The sequence below is a fragment of the Sphingomonas oligophenolica genome, assembly GCF_006438955.1.
GTDB lineage: Bacteria > Pseudomonadota > Alphaproteobacteria > Sphingomonadales > Sphingomonadaceae > Sphingomonas > Sphingomonas oligophenolica_A.
Map to the genome: position 1 here is coordinate 39299 of NZ_RCZK01000002.1, position 17061 is coordinate 56359.

Genomic DNA, 17061 nt, shown 5'->3' on the forward strand with positions numbered 1-17061 from the left:
ACGGAAACCACATAATCGAGATTTACCGCGACCGGTCGACGTCTTCCACCACTTCGCCGCTTCCCGCAATGTCGATCCCGAGCACATCCAGCCGTTTGCGCAGCGTGTTGCGGTTGATCCCCAGCGCGCGCGCCGCGCGGAGCTGGTTGCCGCCATGGCGCGCCAGCACTGCCTCGATCAGCGGCCGTTCGACGTCGCCGATCACCCGCGCGTGGAGCGTCCCGTCATCGAGCGCACCGGGGCGTTCGCTCGCGATGCGGTCGATCAGCTGGCGAACCGCGACCGCGATGCCCGCGTCGGGATCGCGCGCGGTCGCGGCGTCGCCGAACAGCCCCCCGATCGTGCCCTCGTCGATCACCTCATCGCGCGCTAGGACCGCGAGGCGGCGCATCGCGTTTTCGAGCTCGCGGACATTGCCGGGCCAGTCGTGCGCCGCCAGCCGGTGCAGTGCAGCCGACGACAATCGCCGTCGCGGCAGGCCCTGCGCCGCGGCCGAATCGAGAAAATGCCGCGCCAGCAGCGGAATGTCCTGACGCCGATCGCGCAACGGTGGCAGCGCAACGGGAACGACGTTGAGCCGGTAGAACAGATCCTCGCGAAACCGCCCGCCCGCGACCAGCGTCGTGAGATCGCGGTTGGTCGCGGCGACGATCCGCACGTCGGTTTGAATCGTGCGCGCGCCGCCGACGGTCGTGAATTCGCCCGACTGGAGCACGCGGAGCAGCCGGGTCTGCGCCTCCATCGGCATGTCGCCGATCTCGTCGAGGAACAACGTGCCCCCGGCGGCCTGTTCGAACCGCCCCGCGTTGCGCTGTGCCGCCCCGGTGAACGCGCCGCGTTCGTGGCCGAACAATTCCGCCTCGATCAGCTCGCGCGGGATCGCGGCCATGTTGATCGCGACGAAGGGCGCGGCGCGGCGCCCGCCCAGATCGTGGATCGCGCGCGCGACAAGCTCCTTGCCCGTCCCCGATTCGCCCGAGATCAGCACGGTGAGGTCGTTCGACACGACGCGGGCGATGACGCGATAAACGTCCTGCATCGCGGGCGATCGCCCGATCAGCGGCAGCGCGGAGTCGTCGGCCGGACTCGTTTCGGAATCGGCGTCGGTGGCGGTCGAGGTGCGCGCGGTCGCGCCCGCGACCGCGCGGATCAGGTCGTCGAGGTCGAATGGCTTGGGCAGATATTCATACGCCCCCGCCTCGGTCGCGCGGACCGCGGTGGTCAGCGTGTTCTGCGCCGACAGTACGATGATCGGGAGCGACGGGAATCGCGCCCCGATGCCCGCGAGGTGATCGATACCGTCGCCGTCGGGCAGCACGACGTCGGTGACCAACACATCGGGGATGCCCCCCGCCAGCGCGCGATCGAGTTCGGCAAGGCTCGCCGCGGTCGCGACGTCGTGCCCTGCGCGGCGGAGCGCCTGCGCGACGACGGTGCGGATCGCCGAATCATCGTCGACCACCAGGACGCAAGTCATGTGCCGCTCACGATGCGGCCCGGGGGAGCAACAGGCGCAACACGGTCATCTCGGGGTGTCCTTCGCGGGCATATTGAACGATCCCGCCCATATCGCGCATCAGCTTGTCGACGAGCGCGAGGCCAAGTCCCTGCCCTTCGCGACGTCCTGACACGAACGGATCGAACAGATTGTCGGCGATGTCGGCGGGTGCGCCGGGGCCGTTGTCGATCACGCAGATCTCGATCGGCAACGGCACCCTGGGGCGGCCGGGCGCGGCGCTCACCGCCATGCCGTGGCGATAGGCGGTGGTGATCGCGAGCCGGGGTTCGCGCACGGGACGCACCGCCTCGCGCGCGTTGGTGAGCAGGTTGATGACGATCTGGGTCAGCGCATCGCGGTTGATCAACGCGGGCGGCAGCGAGGGATCGAACCGCTCCTCGATCCCGATCCCGCGTGCGAAGCCCGCGAGCGCCAGGCTGCGCGCGTGGCCGATCAAGGGATAGATATTCTCAGCCGCCAGCGGCAGCGCGCGGGTGTCGCTGAAATCCTGCATCCGGTCGATCAGCGCGGCGATCCGATCGACCTCGGTGATGATCAACGTGGTCAGTTCGCCCGCGCCGATCAGCTGCGCCGCGCCGCGAATCCCCGACAGCGGGTTCTTGACTTCGTGCGCCAGCATCGCCGCGGCGCCGGTCGCGGCGCGCGCACTCGCGGCGCGATCCGCGGAATGACCGAGCCCGCGCGAGGCCGCGGCGGGATGGAGCGAGATTGCGCGCCAGCCGGGATGATCGGCGATCATCGCCTCGACGAAATCGACCCGGATGGTGGGGCCGTGGCGGGTTTCGATCAGCGTGTCGTAGACCGCGAAGCCGTGGCCATCGCGGCGGTCGCCACCGATCGGCGGGGGCAGGATCGCAGCGAGCGGCTGCCCCTGCATCACGCGTTCGGACAGGTTGAGCAATTCCTCCGCCAGCCCATTCGCGTGCGCGATACGGTCGTCGGGATCGACCACCACGACCGCGACCGGCAGTGCGGTGAAGAGCTCGGCGAACCCGGGGCGCCCCGCCATGCCGGGCTCAGGCGGCTTCGCGGTCGCGCCAGGGGGCGTAGAAGTCGGCAAGCATCGCCTGGACGCGCTTGGGGTCCGGTTCCTGGTTCACGGCATTGCGGAATTCGGCCGACCCGGTCAGGCCCTTGGTGTACCAGCCGATATGCTTGCGTGCCATATTGACGCCGGTAATGCTGCCATAATGATCGAGCATCATCGCATAATGTTCGGTGATCACGCGATATTGTTCGTCGATCGACGGATCGGGGACGCGTCCGCCCGACGATAGCCATGTCATCACCTGCCCGAGCAGCCACGGGCGGCCATAAGCGCCGCGGCCGATCATCACGCCGTCGGCGCCCGATTGCTCCAGCGCCGCCTCGGCGTCGTCGATCGAACAGATGTCGCCATTGGCGATGACGGGCACGGAGACCGCGTCCTTGACCCGGCGGATGAACCGCCAGTCGGCCTCCCCCTTGTACATCTGGTTACGCGTGCGACCGTGGACGGTGATCATCCTGACACCCAGATCCTCCGCGATCCGCGCGAGATCGGGGGCGTTGAGGCTATCGTGGCACCAGCCCATCCGCATTTTGAGCGTCACCGGCGCGCTGACCGCCTCGACCACGCCCCTGATGATCGCTGCGGCGAGATTGGTGTCGCGCATCAGCGCCGATCCGGCATCGCCATTGGTCACCTTGCGGACCGGGCAACCCATGTTGATGTCGATGATCGCTGCACCGCGGTCCTCGGCAAGCTTCGCCGCCTCCCCCATCTCGTACGGCGTGCAGCCGACCAGCTGCATCGAGACGGGTTCTTCGGACAGGTGCCACGCGGTCTTCTGGAGCGACTGGCGGGTCTCGCGGATCGCGGCTTGCGATGCGACCATCTCGGTCACGTTGAGCCCCGACCCATAGCGGCGGACGAGGACGCGGAACGGCATGTCGGTGACGCCGGTCATCGGTGCCAGCACGACGGGGCAATCGATCCGGACGGGTCCGATCTGGATGGGGGCGAGCGTGCGCATGTGCCTGAATTTTGAGCAGGTAGGTGAAACCGTGCTGCGGCGCAAGATTTGCGCGATGTCGCGATACCCCCTAGGCGGCGGCGATGGCGCGCCAGGACACGATTGTCGCGATCATCGTCGCCGCCGGCAAGGGTGAGCGGATCGGTGGCGCGGACCCCAAGCAATTCATCGATCTCGGCGGTTGCCCGCTCGTCGAACACAGCCGCATGGCGCTCGCGGCGCATTCGCGGATCGATCGCGTCGTCGTTGTCGTCGCCCCCGATCAGGCCGACCGGATCCCCGATGCGCGCCCGATCGGCGGCGCGACCCGACGCGAATCGGTGCGCAACGCGCTCGAGGAACTGGCGGATAGCGGAGTCTCCACCGTGCTGATCCACGATGCCGCGCGTCCCTTCGTCCCGCCTGCGGTGATCGATCGGCTGCTCGACGCGCTCGACGCGCAGCCGGGCGCGGTGCCGGTGCTGCCGATCACCGACACGCTGGCGAGGGGTGACAGCGTGCTGACCGAAGGCGTATCGCGCGACCATGTCTTTCGTTTGCAGACCCCCCAGGCGTTCCGGTTCGACGCGATCCTCGATGCGCACCGCCGCTGGCCTGCCACCGAGGACGCGACCGATGACGCCGGGATGGCGCAGCGGACGGGGCATGACGTCATGATGGTCGAAGGGTCGCCGATCCTCGACAAGATCACCTACCCCGCCGACCTGGCGCTCGCCGAGGCGCGAATCGCTCAGGCGATGGAAACCCGATCGGCGAGCGGATTCGACGTACATCGGCTCGAGGCTGGCGAGGAATTGTGGCTGGGCGGCGTCTTGATCCCGCACGACAAGGGTCTGTCCGGGCACAGCGACGCCGATGTCGCGCTCCACGCGCTGACCGATGCATTGCTCGGCACGATCGCGGCGGGGGATATCGGGACGCATTTTCCGCCGAGCGACCCGCAATGGAAGGGCGCAGACTCGGCGCAGTTCCTCCAGCACGCCGCCGCGCTGATCGCCGAGCGTGGCGGGCGGATCGATTTCGTCGACCTGACATTGATGTGCGAGGCGCCCAAGATCGGGCCGCATCGCGCCGCGATGCAGACGCGGATCGCGGCGTTGCTCGGGCTCCAGGCGGATCGCGTCAGCATCAAGGCGACCACCACCGAACGGCTCGGCTTCACCGGGCGCGGCGAAGGCATCGCGGCGCAGGCGATCGCGACCGTGAGCGTGCCGCGATGAGGGCGCTTGCGGCCATCTTCATGGCGTCGGCGCTCGCCGCGTCGCCTGCGGCGGCACAGACGCGCTGCATCACCGCGCCCGAGGCCGAAGCGATGGCGCAGGTCGCGCTGCCCGATATCATCCGCCAGACCGGCGTCGTGTGTGCCGCAAGACTGCCCGCGACCAGCCTGGTCCGGCAGACCCGCGGTGTGTTCATCGCCAAATATGATGCCGCGGCGGATCGCGCCTGGCCGACCGCGCGCGGCGCGATCGTCAAGCTGAGCGACCCGATGGTCGATTCGCTGCTCGGGTCGGACTTCGCGCGCCCGCTCCTCACGTCGCTGATCGGCCCGCTGCTGGTCGGGCGGATCGCGGTGGAGGACTGCCCGGTGATCGACCGGCTGGTAACCCAGCTTGCCCCCCTGCCCGCGTCGAACACCGCGTCGATCATCGTGACGACATTACAATATCTGCAGGCCGAAAAGGCGCGCGGGCAAAATGTCGCGGTACCCAACCTCCCCTTATGTGCGGCGCCCAAATGATGGACACGATCCTCCCGCCCGAACTCGTCGAGGCCGCGCGCCGCGTCATCGCGGCCAATGCCGCGATCGGCCGCAAGGTGACGGTCGCGGAAAGTTGCACCGGCGGGCTCGTCGCGGCGGCGCTGACCGAAATTCCGGGATCGTCCGCGGTGATGGAGGCGGCGTTCGTCACCTATTCGAACGAGGCCAAGCTCGACCTGCTCAACGTCAGTTCCGACGTGATGGAGACGTTCGGCGCGGTGTCGATCGCGATCGCGTGGAGCATGGCGCAGGGCGCGCTGGAGGCGAGCAACGCCGATGTCGCGGTGGCGATCACGGGGGTGGCCGGCCCCGACGGCGGGTCGATCAAGAAACCGGTCGGCACCGTCGTCTTCGCGCGTGCCGAAAGGGGTGGCGATCCCGCGGATATTCACGCCGAACGCAAGGATTACGGCGATCTGGGCCGCGGCGGCGTCAGGCTTCAGGCGGCGTTGTGCGCGCTGGAATTGTTGCTGCCGTAGAGGTCGGCGGCGCGGGTTTCGAACGCGCCGATCATCTTGCGCAGCGCCTGGCCGAAGACCTGCCCGGCGAGCATCTCGAATACCCGGTTCTTGAACGCGAAATCGACCGAGAAATCGACCGCGCAGCCGTCAGGTTCGGGGCGAAAGCGCCAGTCGTTGTGGAGGAACTTGAGCGGCCCGTCGATATATTCGACGTGGATATGGCTTGCGCGCTCCTTGTCGACCTTCGACGTGAAGGTTTCGCGCAACCCCTTGAACCCGACGATCATGTCGGCAAGCGATTCGGTCGCGCTGTCCTCCCTCACGCGCATCGCGGACACCCAAGGCAGGAATTCGGCATAGCGCCCGACGTCCGCGACCAGGTCGAACATCTGTTCGCACGAATAGGGCAGATGCCGGGTCTCGTTATGCTTGGGCACGCCCGCTTCCGGTCTGCGCGAGCTTCGCGTCGCGGTTGGCCCTGAGCTTCGCGAAATCGTCGCCCGCGTGATAGCTCGACCGGGTCAGCGGCGAGGAGGCGACGAGCAGGAACCCCTTGGCGCGCGCGATCCCGGCATAGGCGTCGAATGCCTTGGGGGTCACGAATTCGGCGACCTTGGCGTGGCGCGGGGTCGGCTGGAGATACTGGCCCATCGTCAGGAAATCGATGTCGGCGGAGCGCATGTCGTCCATCACCTGATGGATTTCGAGCCGCTCCTCGCCCAGCCCGAGCATCACGCCGGATTTGGTGAAGATCGACGGATCGTGCCGCTTCACGCTCTCGAGCAGCCGCAGCGAGGCGTAGTAGCGCGCACCGGGGCGGATCGTGGGATACAGCCGCGGGACGGTTTCGAGGTTGTGATTATAAACGTCCGGCCCCGCCTCGACGATCGATTCGACCGCGGCCTGCGCCTTGTTCCTGAAATCGGGAGTCAGGATTTCGATCGTCGTGGTGGGCGTCGTGCGGCGCAGCGCCTCGATCACGCGGACGAACTGCGCCGCGCCGCCATCGGGCAGGTCGTCGCGGTCGACCGAGGTGATGACGATATGTTCGAGCCCCAGCTCCGCGGCGGCATCAGCGGTATGCTGCGGCTCGCTCAAATCGACCGCGCGCGGCATCCCGGTCTTGACGTTGCAGAACGCGCAGGCGCGGGTGCAGGTGTCCCCCAGGATCATCACGGTCGCGTGTTTCTTGGTCCAGCACTCGCCGATATTGGGGCACGCCGCCTCTTCGCAGACGGTGTTAAGGTTGAGGCGCCGCATCATCGCCTTGGTCTCGGCGAACCCGACGCTGGTCGGGGCCTTGACGCGGATCCAATCTGGCTTGCGTTCCCGGGGGACACGGGCGAGCGGGGTCATCTCGTTCATGTCCCGCGAGATAGCGACTTTGCGCCGCCAAACAACATGCTTAAAGTGGGTGCATGACCGACTTCAGCGACCTCATCACCGGCTATCATCGTTTTCGTCAGGGCGACTGGGCGCACGAACGCGACCGCTGGCGCGAGCTCAGCGAAGGCCAAAGCCCCAAGGTCATGGTGATCGCGTGTTCGGACAGCCGCGTCGACCCGACCCAGATCTTCGACGCAGCGCCGGGCGAAATGTTCGTCGTCCGCAACATCGCCAATCTGGTGCCCCCGTTCGAGGACGACGATAGCCGCCATGGCGTGTCCGCCGCGCTCGAATTCGCGGTGACGCAGCTCGAAGTGCCCGAGATCGTCGTGATGGGGCATGAATCGTGCGGCGGCGTAGGCGCGTGTCTGACCCAGCAATTCAAGGGCGCGAAACCAGGCGCGGGCGGGTTCATCGCGCACTGGATCGACCTGCTCGACGACGCGCGCGAACGGGTCGTCGGGGAAATGGGCGAGGGCCCCGACGCGGTGCGCGCGCTCGAACTGGAAACGGTGCGCGTGTCGATCGCAAACCTGCGCAGTTTCCCCAATATCGCAGCGCGGGAGAAGGCGGGCAAGCTGACGATCCACGGCGCCTATTTCGCGATCCGCGACGGGGTGCTCCACGTGATGGACGACGCGGGCGATTTCGCCGCCGCCTGATCGCTCCCGCCTGATTTGCCCCCGCCTGATCCGTCGTCAGGGGCGGATCTGCCCCTCGCCGTGGACCAGATATTTGAAGCTGGTGAGCTGTTCGAGCCCGACCGGCCCGCGCGCATGCATTTTGCCGGTGGCGATGCCGATTTCGGCGCCCATCCCGAATTCGCCGCCATCGGCAAACTGGGTCGAGGCGTTGTGCATCACGATCGCGCTGTCGATTGCGAGCATGAAGCGCCGCGCAGCGGCGGCGTCCTCGGTCAGGATCGCATCGGTATGGCCCGAGCTATGCGCGTCGACGAATTCAATCCCCTCGTCGAGGCCGTCGACGATCTTCACCGCGGCGATGGCGTCGAGATATTCGGTGTCCCAGTCCGCCTCGGTCGCGGGCTTCAGCCGCGAATCCAGCTTCACTGCCTCGGCATCGCCGCGCAATTCGCAATCGGGCATCGCATCGGCCAGCTTCGGCACGACTCGGTCTGCGACTGTGCGGTCGATGACGATCGTTTCGGTCGCGCCGCAGACGCCGGTGCGGCGCAGCTTGCCGTTGCGGATGACCGCGATCGCCTTGTCGATGTCGGCGGCTTCATGGACGTAGCAATGGTTGTTGCCGTCGAGGTGGAGCAAGGTCGGCACCTTGGCCTGGTCGCGGACGAGTTCGACGAGCCCGCGTCCGCCGCGCGGGATGACGAGATCGATCAGCCCGGTCGCGCGGAGCATCGCGGCGACCGCGTCGCGGTTGGTGGTCTGAACGGCCTGGATCGCATCCGCGGGCAGCCCCGCAGCGGTAAGCCCGGCTTGCATGCACTCCACGATCCGTCGGGTCGAATGGCGGCTTTCCGAACCGCCGCGCAGGATGATCGCGTTGCCCGATTTCAGGCACAGCGCGCTGGCGTCCGCCCCGACATTGGGCCGCGATTCGTAGATCATGCCGATCACCCCGATCGGCACCGTGACGCGTTCGATCCGGAGGCCGTTGGGACGATCGAACGTCGCGAGTACCCTGCCGACCGGGTCGGGTAGCGCGGCGATCTGGTCGAGCGCGTCGGCCATCGCGGCGACGCGGTCCTCGGTCAGTCGCAGCCGGTCGATGTAGGAATCGGGTTTGTCGTCGGCGACGCCTGCGACGTCCTGGTCGTTCGCGGCGAGTAGTTCGGGGGTCGCCTTGCGGAGCGCGTTGGCGGCTTCGCGCAGCGCGTTGTTCTTGACGTCGGTGGATGCAGCCGCGAGCACGCTGGCGGCGCGTCTCGCGCGCGCGCCGAGTTCGTGGATATGGGTGGTGGCCTGGTCCTGCAGGTCGGTCAAAACGAAACTCCTGTATCGATCAATGAATAGGTGGTTGCTGACGTCAGCGCAATTCGACCGCGCGCGCATAGGCGGTCCCGACGGTATCGCGGAGGCGGCGCGAGAGCAGGTCGTCGCCGTTCAGCGCTTGCAACCCCGCCTCGGTCGTGCCGTGCTTGCTGGTCACCGAATTGCGCAATTCCTCGAGCGACTGGTCGCTTTTCCGCGCCATCGCGACACCGCCCGCCATCGTGCCCAGCGCCAACGCACGCGCCTCGTCGAGCGTGAAACCCAAGTCGACCGCGGCGGCGACATAGGCGCGCGCGATCTCGAACACATAACCTGGGCCGGATCCGGCGACCGCGGTTACCCGGTCGAGCTTGTCTTCGTCATCGACGACGACGACGGTGCCCGCCAACGCCATCAGCGCGCGCGCGTGGTCCTGCTGCGCCGGGGTGACGCCGCTTCCAGCGACGAGGCCGCTGACCCCCTCCCCGATCGCGGCGGGCAGGTTGGGCATGACCCGAATGACCGGCTTGCCCCCCAACACGCGCATCAGTCGATCGATCGAACAGCCCGCGGCGATCGACAGCGCATAGCCGTCATCCGCGATGTGAGCGACGTAATCGGGCAGCACCTGGTCGATCATCTGCGGCTTGATCGCGACCACCGCGACATCGAACATCTCGTCGCCGAGCGCGGCGCGATCCGTCACGAGCTGCACGCCATTGGGCGCCTCGCCGAGGCCGGGATCGACGATCGTGAAGCGATCGGATCCCTCTACCCAGCGGCTGAGCAGCGCGCCGCCCATTTTACCGCAGCCGATCAACAAGATGTTCAAGAATTCGTCCCCTTCAATTTAGATATTGCCACTCGCGTTTCCAGCAAATTTAGTGGCTCGTCGTCACTGTCGATAACAAATCTGCTTCTTGCAACTAACAACCACTGCTCTGTCGATGTATTATAGCGATAGTTAGAACGTTAGCCGCGACTAATTGATCGTCGGCGAACCGCACATGGCCGCGCGAAGCGGCGAGCGAGCCCGGTCGGTGGTTGTGCGGTGCACCATAAATACCTAGATGATGCCTCAGTAATTTCAACCCTTCCGGAAGGATCCCATGCCTCAGACAAAGCGTCTCGTCGTCAAAATCGGTTTCAGTCTCCTCGCCAATCCCGATCATCTGACCCCCCGCTTCGGGTTCATGCAGCGGCTGCTGCAGGACGTCGCGCGGCTCCGCGACGAGGGTTATGACGTGATCCTGTGCTCGTCGGGCGCGGTGGCACTGGGACTCAACCTGGTCGGCGCCAAGGCCGAGACCGCGGGGCTGAGCGACAAGCAGGCCGCCGCCGCATGCGGGATGCCGCTGCTGCTCAACGCCTATAAGCAGGTCGCGCACGAATATGGCTTCGACATCGCGCAGATCCTGCTGACGCTTGGCGATTTCGAGGATCACCGCCGCTTCCTCAATACCAAGAACACGGTCCACCGGCTGCTGCAATCGGGGATCATGCCGATCGTCAACGAGAACGACACGATCACCACCGAGGAAATCCGCGTCGGCGACAACGACCGGCTCGCCGCGAAGATCGCGCAGATGGTGCAGGCGCAGGAATTCATCATCCTGACCGGGGTCGACGGACTGTATGATCGCAACCCGTCAGAAGAAGGCGCGATACTCGTCGAGGAGCTCGACGATGTCAGCCAGTATCTCGAGGCGACCAAGGGGATCAGCACGCTCGGCACCGGCGGGATGCTCACCAAGCTCCAGGCCGCGAACATGGCGCAGAACGCGGGATGCACGACCTATATCGCCAATGGCGAAGCCGACATGCCGCTATCCTCGGTGCTACGCGGCGAGCGCCGCTGCACCAAATGCATCGCGCATGCCGATCCCGGGTCGGTGTGGTCGACGTGGCTGACCGATCGGTTGCAGATGGCGGGCAGCCTCACCGTCTCGGCGGCGGTCGCCGACCGGCTCGACCAGGGGCTGGGGGTGCGACGCCAGGACGCCATCGCCATGACGGGCGACTTTACCCGCGGCGACGTGCTCCACATCTACGACGAGAAAGGCGCCGAGCGCGCGCGCGGGCTCAGCGATTTCACGTCGGAAGAGACGCGCGTGCTGATCGTGAATCCCGAGCTGCCCGCCGAGCAATTGCTGGGGTATCAGACGCATTCGCAGCTCATCCGACCGGATAATCTGATCGTGCTGGAAGATCGGCATTTGCCGTGGGACGCGCCCGCGCTGGCGGACTGAAGTATCGGAAGCGGCGATCGGTCGAGGTCAGGATGTCCAACCCAGCGCCTCGCGCGCCACCGTTGCGACCTCGGGATCGAGCAGCGGCGGTGCCATGTCGACGTTCGCCGCGAGCCGGTCCGCGATCTGTTCGAGCGCCGCGATCCGCGCGGCCTTCTTGTTATTGCCGTCGACCACGAACCACGGCGCGCCGCCGGTGTCGGTGCGCGCGAACATGTCGTGCATCGCGTCGAGATAGGCGGGGCGCTTGGCCCGGTTGCGAAAATCGTCGAGGCCGGTCTTCCAGCGCTTCCAGGGCTCGTCGAGCCGCGCCTTGAGGCGCTTGTCCTGTTCATGCTGGCTGGTGTGGACGAAGACCTTGATCAGCGTCGTGCCGGCAGCGATCAACCCCGCTTCGAACGCGTTGATCTCCTCATAGCCGCGCGTCCATTCCTCTTCGGTCGCATAGCCTTCGACGCGTTCGACGAGGACGCGGCCATACCAGCTGCGGTCGAAGATCGCGATGTTGCCGGGTTGCCGTAGCCGGGTCTCGAAACGCCAGAGGAAATCATGCGCCTTTTCCGCCGCCGACGGGGCGGCGATCGGATACACCTCGTAATGGCGCTGATCCATCTTGGCGGTCAGCCGCTCGATGATCCCGCCCTTCCCCGCTGCGTCCCAGCCTTCGAACATCACCACCGCGGCTTGCCCGCGGATGATGTGCGCGACCTGGATGCGCTCCAGCTGCTTCTGCAGTTTCTTGAGGTCGTGTTTGTAATGGCCCTTGTACTTGTGGCCGTCCTCATAGTCCGACAGGTCGATCATGCGGCATCTCCGGGGATGGTGGCGGTCCAGCCGCCGCGGCGGCGCAGGACGAACCAATAGTAAGCGGCTGAACCCACGATCTGGATCCCGGTCATGATCAGGCCGGACCGTCCTTCGTCGACGTCGAGCCAGCTCGTCCAGACGACATAGCCAAGCGCAAACAGCGTCACGATCGGCGCGAGCGGATAGAGCGGCATCCGATAGAGCGCATGATCGGTCGCGCCGGTCCGCCTGCCGACCATCGCCGCGATCGCAATCCCGGCATAGATCGCGACGAGGCCGGTGCCGCTGAGCACGAGCAGCAATGTCAGCGGCAGAAAACAGCACGCGACCCCTACCCCGCCAACGATCAGCGTGCCGACCCAGGGTGAGCCGAATCGCGGATGAATCTGCGCCATCCACCGGTCGAGCGGGCGGCCCCAACTGCCGTCGCGCGCGGTGCCGTAAAAGAAGCGCGCGCAGGCGAGGATGCACGCGATCACCGCGTTGACGATCGCGACGACGACCCCGATCGCGATGGCGGCGGCGATGGTGTCGTTGCCGCGCACCCGGGCGATCAGCCCGAACGGATCGTCCGCAACGACCAGCCCGTGGAGATCGGGCGCGCCCATCAGCGCGGCGATCATCGGCACCATCTCGAACAATAGCGTGAACACCAGCGCCAGCAGGATCGTGCGCGCGATCAGCCGCGCGGGTTCGTGCATTTCCTCGCCGAAATACACCGCCGCGCCATAGCCGTTCATCGCGAAGATGCCGATCGAGGTCGCCAGCCCGATCGATGCCGGGCTGGCGGGAACGAGCATGCCCAGATCCGGCATCACCGGGTGGAGCAGGAAGTCGCCGAACGGCCGCACGACATCGCCACAGCCGAGCACGACGATAGCAACCAGCGCCAGCACCTCGACCAGCAGAAAGATTCCGGTCAACCAGGCGTTGACCCGAACCTGGAGGATCGCGACGAGCATCGACAATCCCACCACCGAGACCGCGATCGGGATGGTCGGCAATCCCGGATAGATCGTCGCGAGCACCGCGCTGATTCCGAGGCCCGCGACGGGTGGGAAGAACAGGTTGTTGAAGACGTTGACGCCGAGCATCACGAATCCCGCGAGCGGCCCCAACGTCCGCGTCACCGCGACATATTCGCCGCCCGCGACCGGCCACGCGCTCGATAGTTCGGCATAGACGAAGGCGGTGGCGACACAGACGATCCCGGCAAGCACCATCGCCCATACCGCCCCCGTCCCCGCGATCTGGAGCATGCCGGGGACGATCACGAAGACCGATGAGGCGGGCGTCGTGACCGAGAGGGTAAGGAAGAGCACCCCGGTGACGCCCAAGCTGCGAACGAGCGGCTGGGCGCGCGCGGGTATCAGTTGTTCGTCCAGCATGCCCCGCCCCGTAACCGATGCGGGTGATGGCATGGTTAACGCAGTGGGGGAAGCCGAGAGTACCGCCCCGTCGTCTCGCGCACCACCGCGCACGCGATTGCCGCGGATGGTTGCGCCACCGGAACAAAGCGTAGAGGCTAAGAGTTCGGATGGCGCAACAAGAGGGAACTGACATGACCGAATATCGTAATCAGGACGGAACGACCACGACCGTTGTCGAACGCCGCAGCAATACCGGCGCGATCATCGCAGGCATCGTCGTGCTTATCCTCGTCGTCGTCGGCATTCTGTTCGCGACAGGCTTCTGGAGCGCGGACGTGAAGGGGGGCGCAATGCCGACCGTCGACGTCAGCGCCAAGGGGGGCGATCTGCCCGCGGTCGACATGAAGTCGAAAGCGGTCGTCGTCGGCACCAAGAAGGAAACCGTCACGGTCCCCGTCGTCGGGGTCAAGGATAACGGCAACAAGTAACCGCATCAGCGATCGGGGACGATTTGGCGGCGGCGCAACGCTTCGCCAAATCGTTCTCCTTCGTGGCCGCAATCGACCGTTTTAGATATCGCGACGCTGTCGCGCACGCACGACGGCGGCGGTGATCGCACCGGCCACCACGACGCCGGCGGCCGCGATCCGCGCGGTCGGCCACCGCCGATCGATATCGGCGATCCCGCGCATCAGCGTATTGCCTGTCATGGTTTCGATCAGTTCCTCGGGATTTTCCGGGTCGAGCACCTGATGGTCGGCCAACGCCTCTTCGACCGCGTTCATTTCGGGCACCTGATAGCGCACCAGCCGCCGCTGTCCCTCGATACTCAACGCGTCTATCGTCGCGATCAACGATCCGGTGGCGTCGAACCGTTCTTCGACAGTGGCCGCATTGCTATCGAGATGTTCGGACAGCAGGTTGAACGCCACCGCGCGGATTTCCTCCGCGCTATGGGCATTGGCGGGCAGCGTCGAATCGATCGTGATGTCGCATTCGGAGTCGAGTCGCATCGACCGGTTGTTGAAGTTCGACGATCCCACTCGCAAAATCTCGCCATCGACGATCGTCACCTTCGCATGGACGTAGATCGGCGCGCCGCCGCGTGTCACGGGATGATAGATGCGTAGCCGGTTGTAGCGATCGCGGGTCTGCAACGCCTCGAACAGCCGCGCCCGCGCACTATCCATTGCGATCGGTTCGAGCCACCCCTCGGCCTTGACCGGATTGACGATCACGATTTCGGGGCCGTCGGGCTCGTCGAGCCGCGCCGCGATCGCCTTGGCGATCTTGTGCGACGCGAAATACTGGCTTTCGGCGTAGATCCAGCGTTCGGCGCGCGCGATCAGATCGAGGTACAGCGCCTCGATCTCGTACACCGGTTCGCGGCCCGGCATCGCGGGCATGGTGCGCGAGATCGCGACATCGCAATCGCGAAAGCCGACGTCGAGGTCGTCGGGCCAGCATATCTCGGTCAGTGGTGGCGCGGCGATGGGGTCGCCGCCCGCGTCCTGCCAACGGGTGCGGCACAATTCGCCGAGCGCCGTGGCGACCGGGCCGCTGAGCGCGGTCGTCGCATCGTGCCAAGGGCCATAGGGCTTGCCGTCCGCCCCCACCCGAAGCGGTGCGTCATCGTCGTGGTCGCGGGTGTCCCACCGCCGATCGGTCATGTCGATGCCGCCGCAAAACGCCAGGCAATCATCGATGACGACGATCTTCTGGTGATGCGATGCACCCATCGGGTGGTGGCCGTCGAGCTTCAGGTGGACCCGCCGTCCGCCCAGCCAGCGCGCCAGCGTCAGGATCGTCCTTCCCCGGAACAGCGACTTGATCGCGCCGGTATCCCAGCGCAGCAGATAGATGTCCAGACCGCGCCGTCGGCCGATCAGCCAGTCGATGAAGGCCCCGATCTGCGCGGGCGCGTCGTCCTCGCCGTCGTGGACCAGTTTGATCCGCGCGTCGAAATCCCAGCCGACCAGCAGCAACTGATGTTCGGCACCAAGCATGCCCTGGCGTGCGCGGCCGAAATAATCGTCGGCATCGATGATGACGGTGGCGCTGGTCGCGCGTTCGATTCGCCAGCAGTTGCGCGAAGGGTCGAGAGCGGGGGTGGGTCTGGCCATGCGGGCTGATCTACACGAAATCGGTTGCGGGCACATGCGGTCGGTTCGACACCGAGGCGCAGGTCGTCACAGCGGATCGGAGGCGGGGCTGGCCAGTCCGACGAGCAGGCCCATCAGCCGCTCGATCCGCGCCGGATTCGCCTCGCTCATCTCCCCGATCAATGGCACCATCTGGCGCGCGACATAGGTCGACGATCCCGAATAGGCCATCGACCACGTCGGCAGCCGGCGCCGCGTGATCGCCTCGACCCGCAATATCGTGACATCGGTGTGGCGATGGTCGCGTTCGATCCGGTGCATCAGGTCGTCGAGTGCCGGGTTCGAGCCCTCGAGGAACTGCGCGAAATGGGCGTGAGTGCAGACCAGCGCGCCCGTGATCCCGGTACGTTCGTTATGGACGCCCGCCGCGGCGACCATCGCCGCAATTGCCCTGCCCCCGTCCGGCAGGTGAGACGATTGGCGGCTGACGTATAAGAGCGAGCGGTCCATCGGCGTGATCCTACGCCCACGCCAGTGCGGGGTCGTCGATCGCCGCGCGGTGAACAAGGCGTCGGTTGATACGCATCTTTTTGGGCTCGGCAACCTGTTTGAGCCGCCGCAGGAATCGCGGGACATCGGCCAGCGGCTGGGCCTTGGCGACCATGAACCGCGCGCCCGTCATGACGGGGACAACGGGGCGTGGTCGACCGTCACCTGACCGTGCGCTGGCTGGCGCCCCCCGGTGGCCTCGATCAGGGGTTTGAGCGCGACGCCGTCCCCCGCCCAATTGCGCATGCCTGGTTGCCAGCACCCAACAATATCGTCGTCGTCCGCTACCAGCGGGAAAAGGTCGGTTTCCTCGCGGTCGAGCTTGGCGATCATGCGCGCCACCATCACCTTCACCGCAACCTGGAACTCCCCCCACCGCGCGGTGACCTCATGATCGCCCCAATGTTCGACATGCGCCGTGTACAGCGCATGAAGTTGCTCGACACCGCGTTTAGCCGCTGCAGCCGCGGCACGAACATGGGGCCGGGGATCGGAATCGAGCGGCACGAACAACTGCCTGTCTTCATAGGCGAGGTGGAGATGAACCGTCCGGGCGAGGTCCCAGCGACGGCGGGCCAGTTCGTCGAAATCACACACCTCCGCCGTGGAAACCAGCGCGACGAGATCGTTCCCCAATAACCGAAGCTTCGAATGTTCGCTCAGCAACCGGACAACGCGCATATTCGTTCCTTTCCAGCGGCGGTTCGGTGAACAGACATCCCGCCGACCTGTTAGTGACGCCGTTCTATCGACGGCCTTTTTTGGCTTGTCACCTTGTTGGCACGATGTTCGTAACTACGGGTTTACCGACCATGACCGTAGTTCTACGGGGGGCCGCTAGACGGTGCGACCCCGGCAAAGGGTCGACGACGTACATTCCATGATCGGCGGT

The 17061-nt window shown here is 66.1% G+C and carries 19 protein-coding genes; 6 read left to right on the forward strand and 13 right to left on the reverse strand.

From position 1 onward, the window contains the following. Positions 1-22: 22 nt before the first annotated feature. Genes ntrC through dusB form a run of 3 tightly spaced genes read right to left on the reverse strand, consistent with a single transcriptional unit; the run spans position 23 to position 3534 of the window. Positions 23-1477 carry a nitrogen regulation protein NR(I) gene (ntrC, locus tag EAH84_RS02880; RefSeq protein ID WP_140867446.1) on the reverse strand — a complete coding sequence of 485 codons (1455 nt, stop codon included), beginning with the start codon at positions 1475-1477 and terminating at the stop codon, positions 23-25. Between the two features lie 7 nt (positions 1478-1484). Then, the gene (locus EAH84_RS02885; protein ID WP_140867448.1) at positions 1485-2528 is read right to left on the reverse strand and encodes a two-component system sensor histidine kinase NtrB; all 1044 of its coding nucleotides are present in this window, start codon (positions 2526-2528) and stop codon (positions 1485-1487) included. 7 nt (positions 2529-2535) lie between these two features. Then, positions 2536-3534: a tRNA dihydrouridine synthase DusB gene (dusB, locus tag EAH84_RS02890; protein ID WP_140867450.1), complete on the reverse strand. Its 999-nt coding sequence runs from the start codon at positions 3532-3534 to the stop codon at positions 2536-2538. A gap of 83 nt (positions 3535-3617) precedes the next feature. Between dusB and EAH84_RS02895 the strand changes: the two genes are divergently transcribed. The 3 genes from EAH84_RS02895 to EAH84_RS02905 are packed head-to-tail and all read left to right on the forward strand — an operon-like array spanning position 3618 to position 5775. Then, complete coding sequence (locus EAH84_RS02895; RefSeq protein WP_140867452.1) at positions 3618-4754, forward strand: bifunctional 2-C-methyl-D-erythritol 4-phosphate cytidylyltransferase/2-C-methyl-D-erythritol 2,4-cyclodiphosphate synthase; 1137 nt, start codon at positions 3618-3620, stop codon at positions 4752-4754. Continuing rightward, positions 4751-5275 (forward strand): hypothetical protein, encoded by a 525-nt coding sequence (locus EAH84_RS02900; protein ID WP_194150349.1) that lies wholly within the window; start codon positions 4751-4753, stop codon positions 5273-5275. Before EAH84_RS02895 ends, EAH84_RS02900 begins: the two co-directional genes overlap by 4 nt. Continuing rightward, on the forward strand, positions 5275-5775 hold the full coding sequence (locus EAH84_RS02905; RefSeq protein ID WP_140867454.1) for a CinA family protein: 501 nt from the start codon (positions 5275-5277) through the stop codon (positions 5773-5775). The genes EAH84_RS02900 and EAH84_RS02905 overlap by 1 nt, the downstream gene beginning before the upstream one ends. Here EAH84_RS02905 and EAH84_RS02910 read toward each other — a convergent pair. Together EAH84_RS02910 and lipA are read right to left on the reverse strand one after the other, a co-directional pair. Next, positions 5736-6194: a type II toxin-antitoxin system RatA family toxin gene (locus EAH84_RS02910; protein ID WP_140867456.1), complete on the reverse strand. Its 459-nt coding sequence runs from the start codon at positions 6192-6194 to the stop codon at positions 5736-5738. The genes EAH84_RS02905 and EAH84_RS02910 overlap by 40 nt on opposite strands. Beyond that, complete coding sequence (gene lipA / locus EAH84_RS02915; RefSeq protein ID WP_140867458.1) at positions 6181-7122, reverse strand: lipoyl synthase; 942 nt, start codon at positions 7120-7122, stop codon at positions 6181-6183. Before lipA ends, EAH84_RS02910 begins: the two co-directional genes overlap by 14 nt. Positions 7123-7175: 53 nt before the next feature. Between lipA and EAH84_RS02920 the strand changes: the two genes are divergently transcribed. Next, complete coding sequence (locus EAH84_RS02920; protein WP_140867460.1) at positions 7176-7805, forward strand: carbonic anhydrase; 630 nt, start codon at positions 7176-7178, stop codon at positions 7803-7805. 36 nt (positions 7806-7841) lie between these two features. Here the strand turns inward: EAH84_RS02920 and EAH84_RS02925 are convergent, their stop codons facing one another. Both EAH84_RS02925 and EAH84_RS02930 read right to left on the reverse strand, forming a co-directional pair. Next, entirely contained in the window at positions 7842-9104 is a 1263-nt protein-coding gene (locus EAH84_RS02925; protein ID WP_241656428.1) for a glutamate-5-semialdehyde dehydrogenase, read from the reverse strand. A gap of 43 nt (positions 9105-9147) precedes the next feature. Continuing rightward, the gene (locus tag EAH84_RS02930; protein WP_140867466.1) at positions 9148-9924 is read right to left on the reverse strand and encodes a pyrroline-5-carboxylate reductase family protein; all 777 of its coding nucleotides are present in this window, start codon (positions 9922-9924) and stop codon (positions 9148-9150) included. A gap of 277 nt (positions 9925-10201) precedes the next feature. Here EAH84_RS02930 and proB point away from each other — a divergent pair, with 277 nt between their 5' ends. Further along, a complete protein-coding gene (proB, locus tag EAH84_RS02935; RefSeq protein ID WP_140867468.1) occupies positions 10202-11341 on the forward strand; it encodes a glutamate 5-kinase in 1140 nt (379 codons plus the stop codon). Between the two features lie 27 nt (positions 11342-11368). Here proB and EAH84_RS02940 read toward each other — a convergent pair whose 3' ends face one another. Next, on the reverse strand, positions 11369-12145 hold the full coding sequence (locus tag EAH84_RS02940) for a polyphosphate kinase 2 family protein (protein WP_140867471.1): 777 nt from the start codon (positions 12143-12145) through the stop codon (positions 11369-11371). Further along, positions 12142-13536: an APC family permease gene (locus EAH84_RS02945; RefSeq protein WP_140867474.1), complete on the reverse strand. Its 1395-nt coding sequence runs from the start codon at positions 13534-13536 to the stop codon at positions 12142-12144. Before EAH84_RS02945 ends, EAH84_RS02940 begins: the two co-directional genes overlap by 4 nt. Before the next feature lie 173 nt (positions 13537-13709). On the opposite strand from EAH84_RS02945, the gene EAH84_RS02950 reads away from it, so the two are divergent. After that, a complete protein-coding gene (locus EAH84_RS02950) occupies positions 13710-14006 on the forward strand; it encodes a hypothetical protein (protein ID WP_140867477.1) in 297 nt (98 codons plus the stop codon). Positions 14007-14087: 81 nt separating this feature from the next. Here the strand turns inward: EAH84_RS02950 and EAH84_RS02955 are convergent, their stop codons facing one another. From EAH84_RS02955 to EAH84_RS02965, 4 genes are all read right to left on the reverse strand, one after another. After that, positions 14088-15641 (reverse strand): phospholipase D-like domain-containing protein, encoded by a 1554-nt coding sequence (locus tag EAH84_RS02955; RefSeq protein WP_140867480.1) that lies wholly within the window; start codon positions 15639-15641, stop codon positions 14088-14090. 66 nt (positions 15642-15707) lie between these two features. Beyond that, positions 15708-16130: a BLUF domain-containing protein gene (locus tag EAH84_RS02960; protein WP_161978315.1), complete on the reverse strand. Its 423-nt coding sequence runs from the start codon at positions 16128-16130 to the stop codon at positions 15708-15710. A gap of 10 nt (positions 16131-16140) precedes the next feature. Then, positions 16141-16302, reverse strand: coding sequence for a hypothetical protein (locus EAH84_RS15860; RefSeq protein ID WP_161978316.1), 162 nt, complete (start codon positions 16300-16302; stop codon positions 16141-16143). Then, positions 16299-16850: a hemerythrin domain-containing protein gene (locus EAH84_RS02965; protein ID WP_140867486.1), complete on the reverse strand. Its 552-nt coding sequence runs from the start codon at positions 16848-16850 to the stop codon at positions 16299-16301. Before EAH84_RS02965 ends, EAH84_RS15860 begins: the two co-directional genes overlap by 4 nt. Positions 16851-17061: the final 211 nt, after the last annotated feature.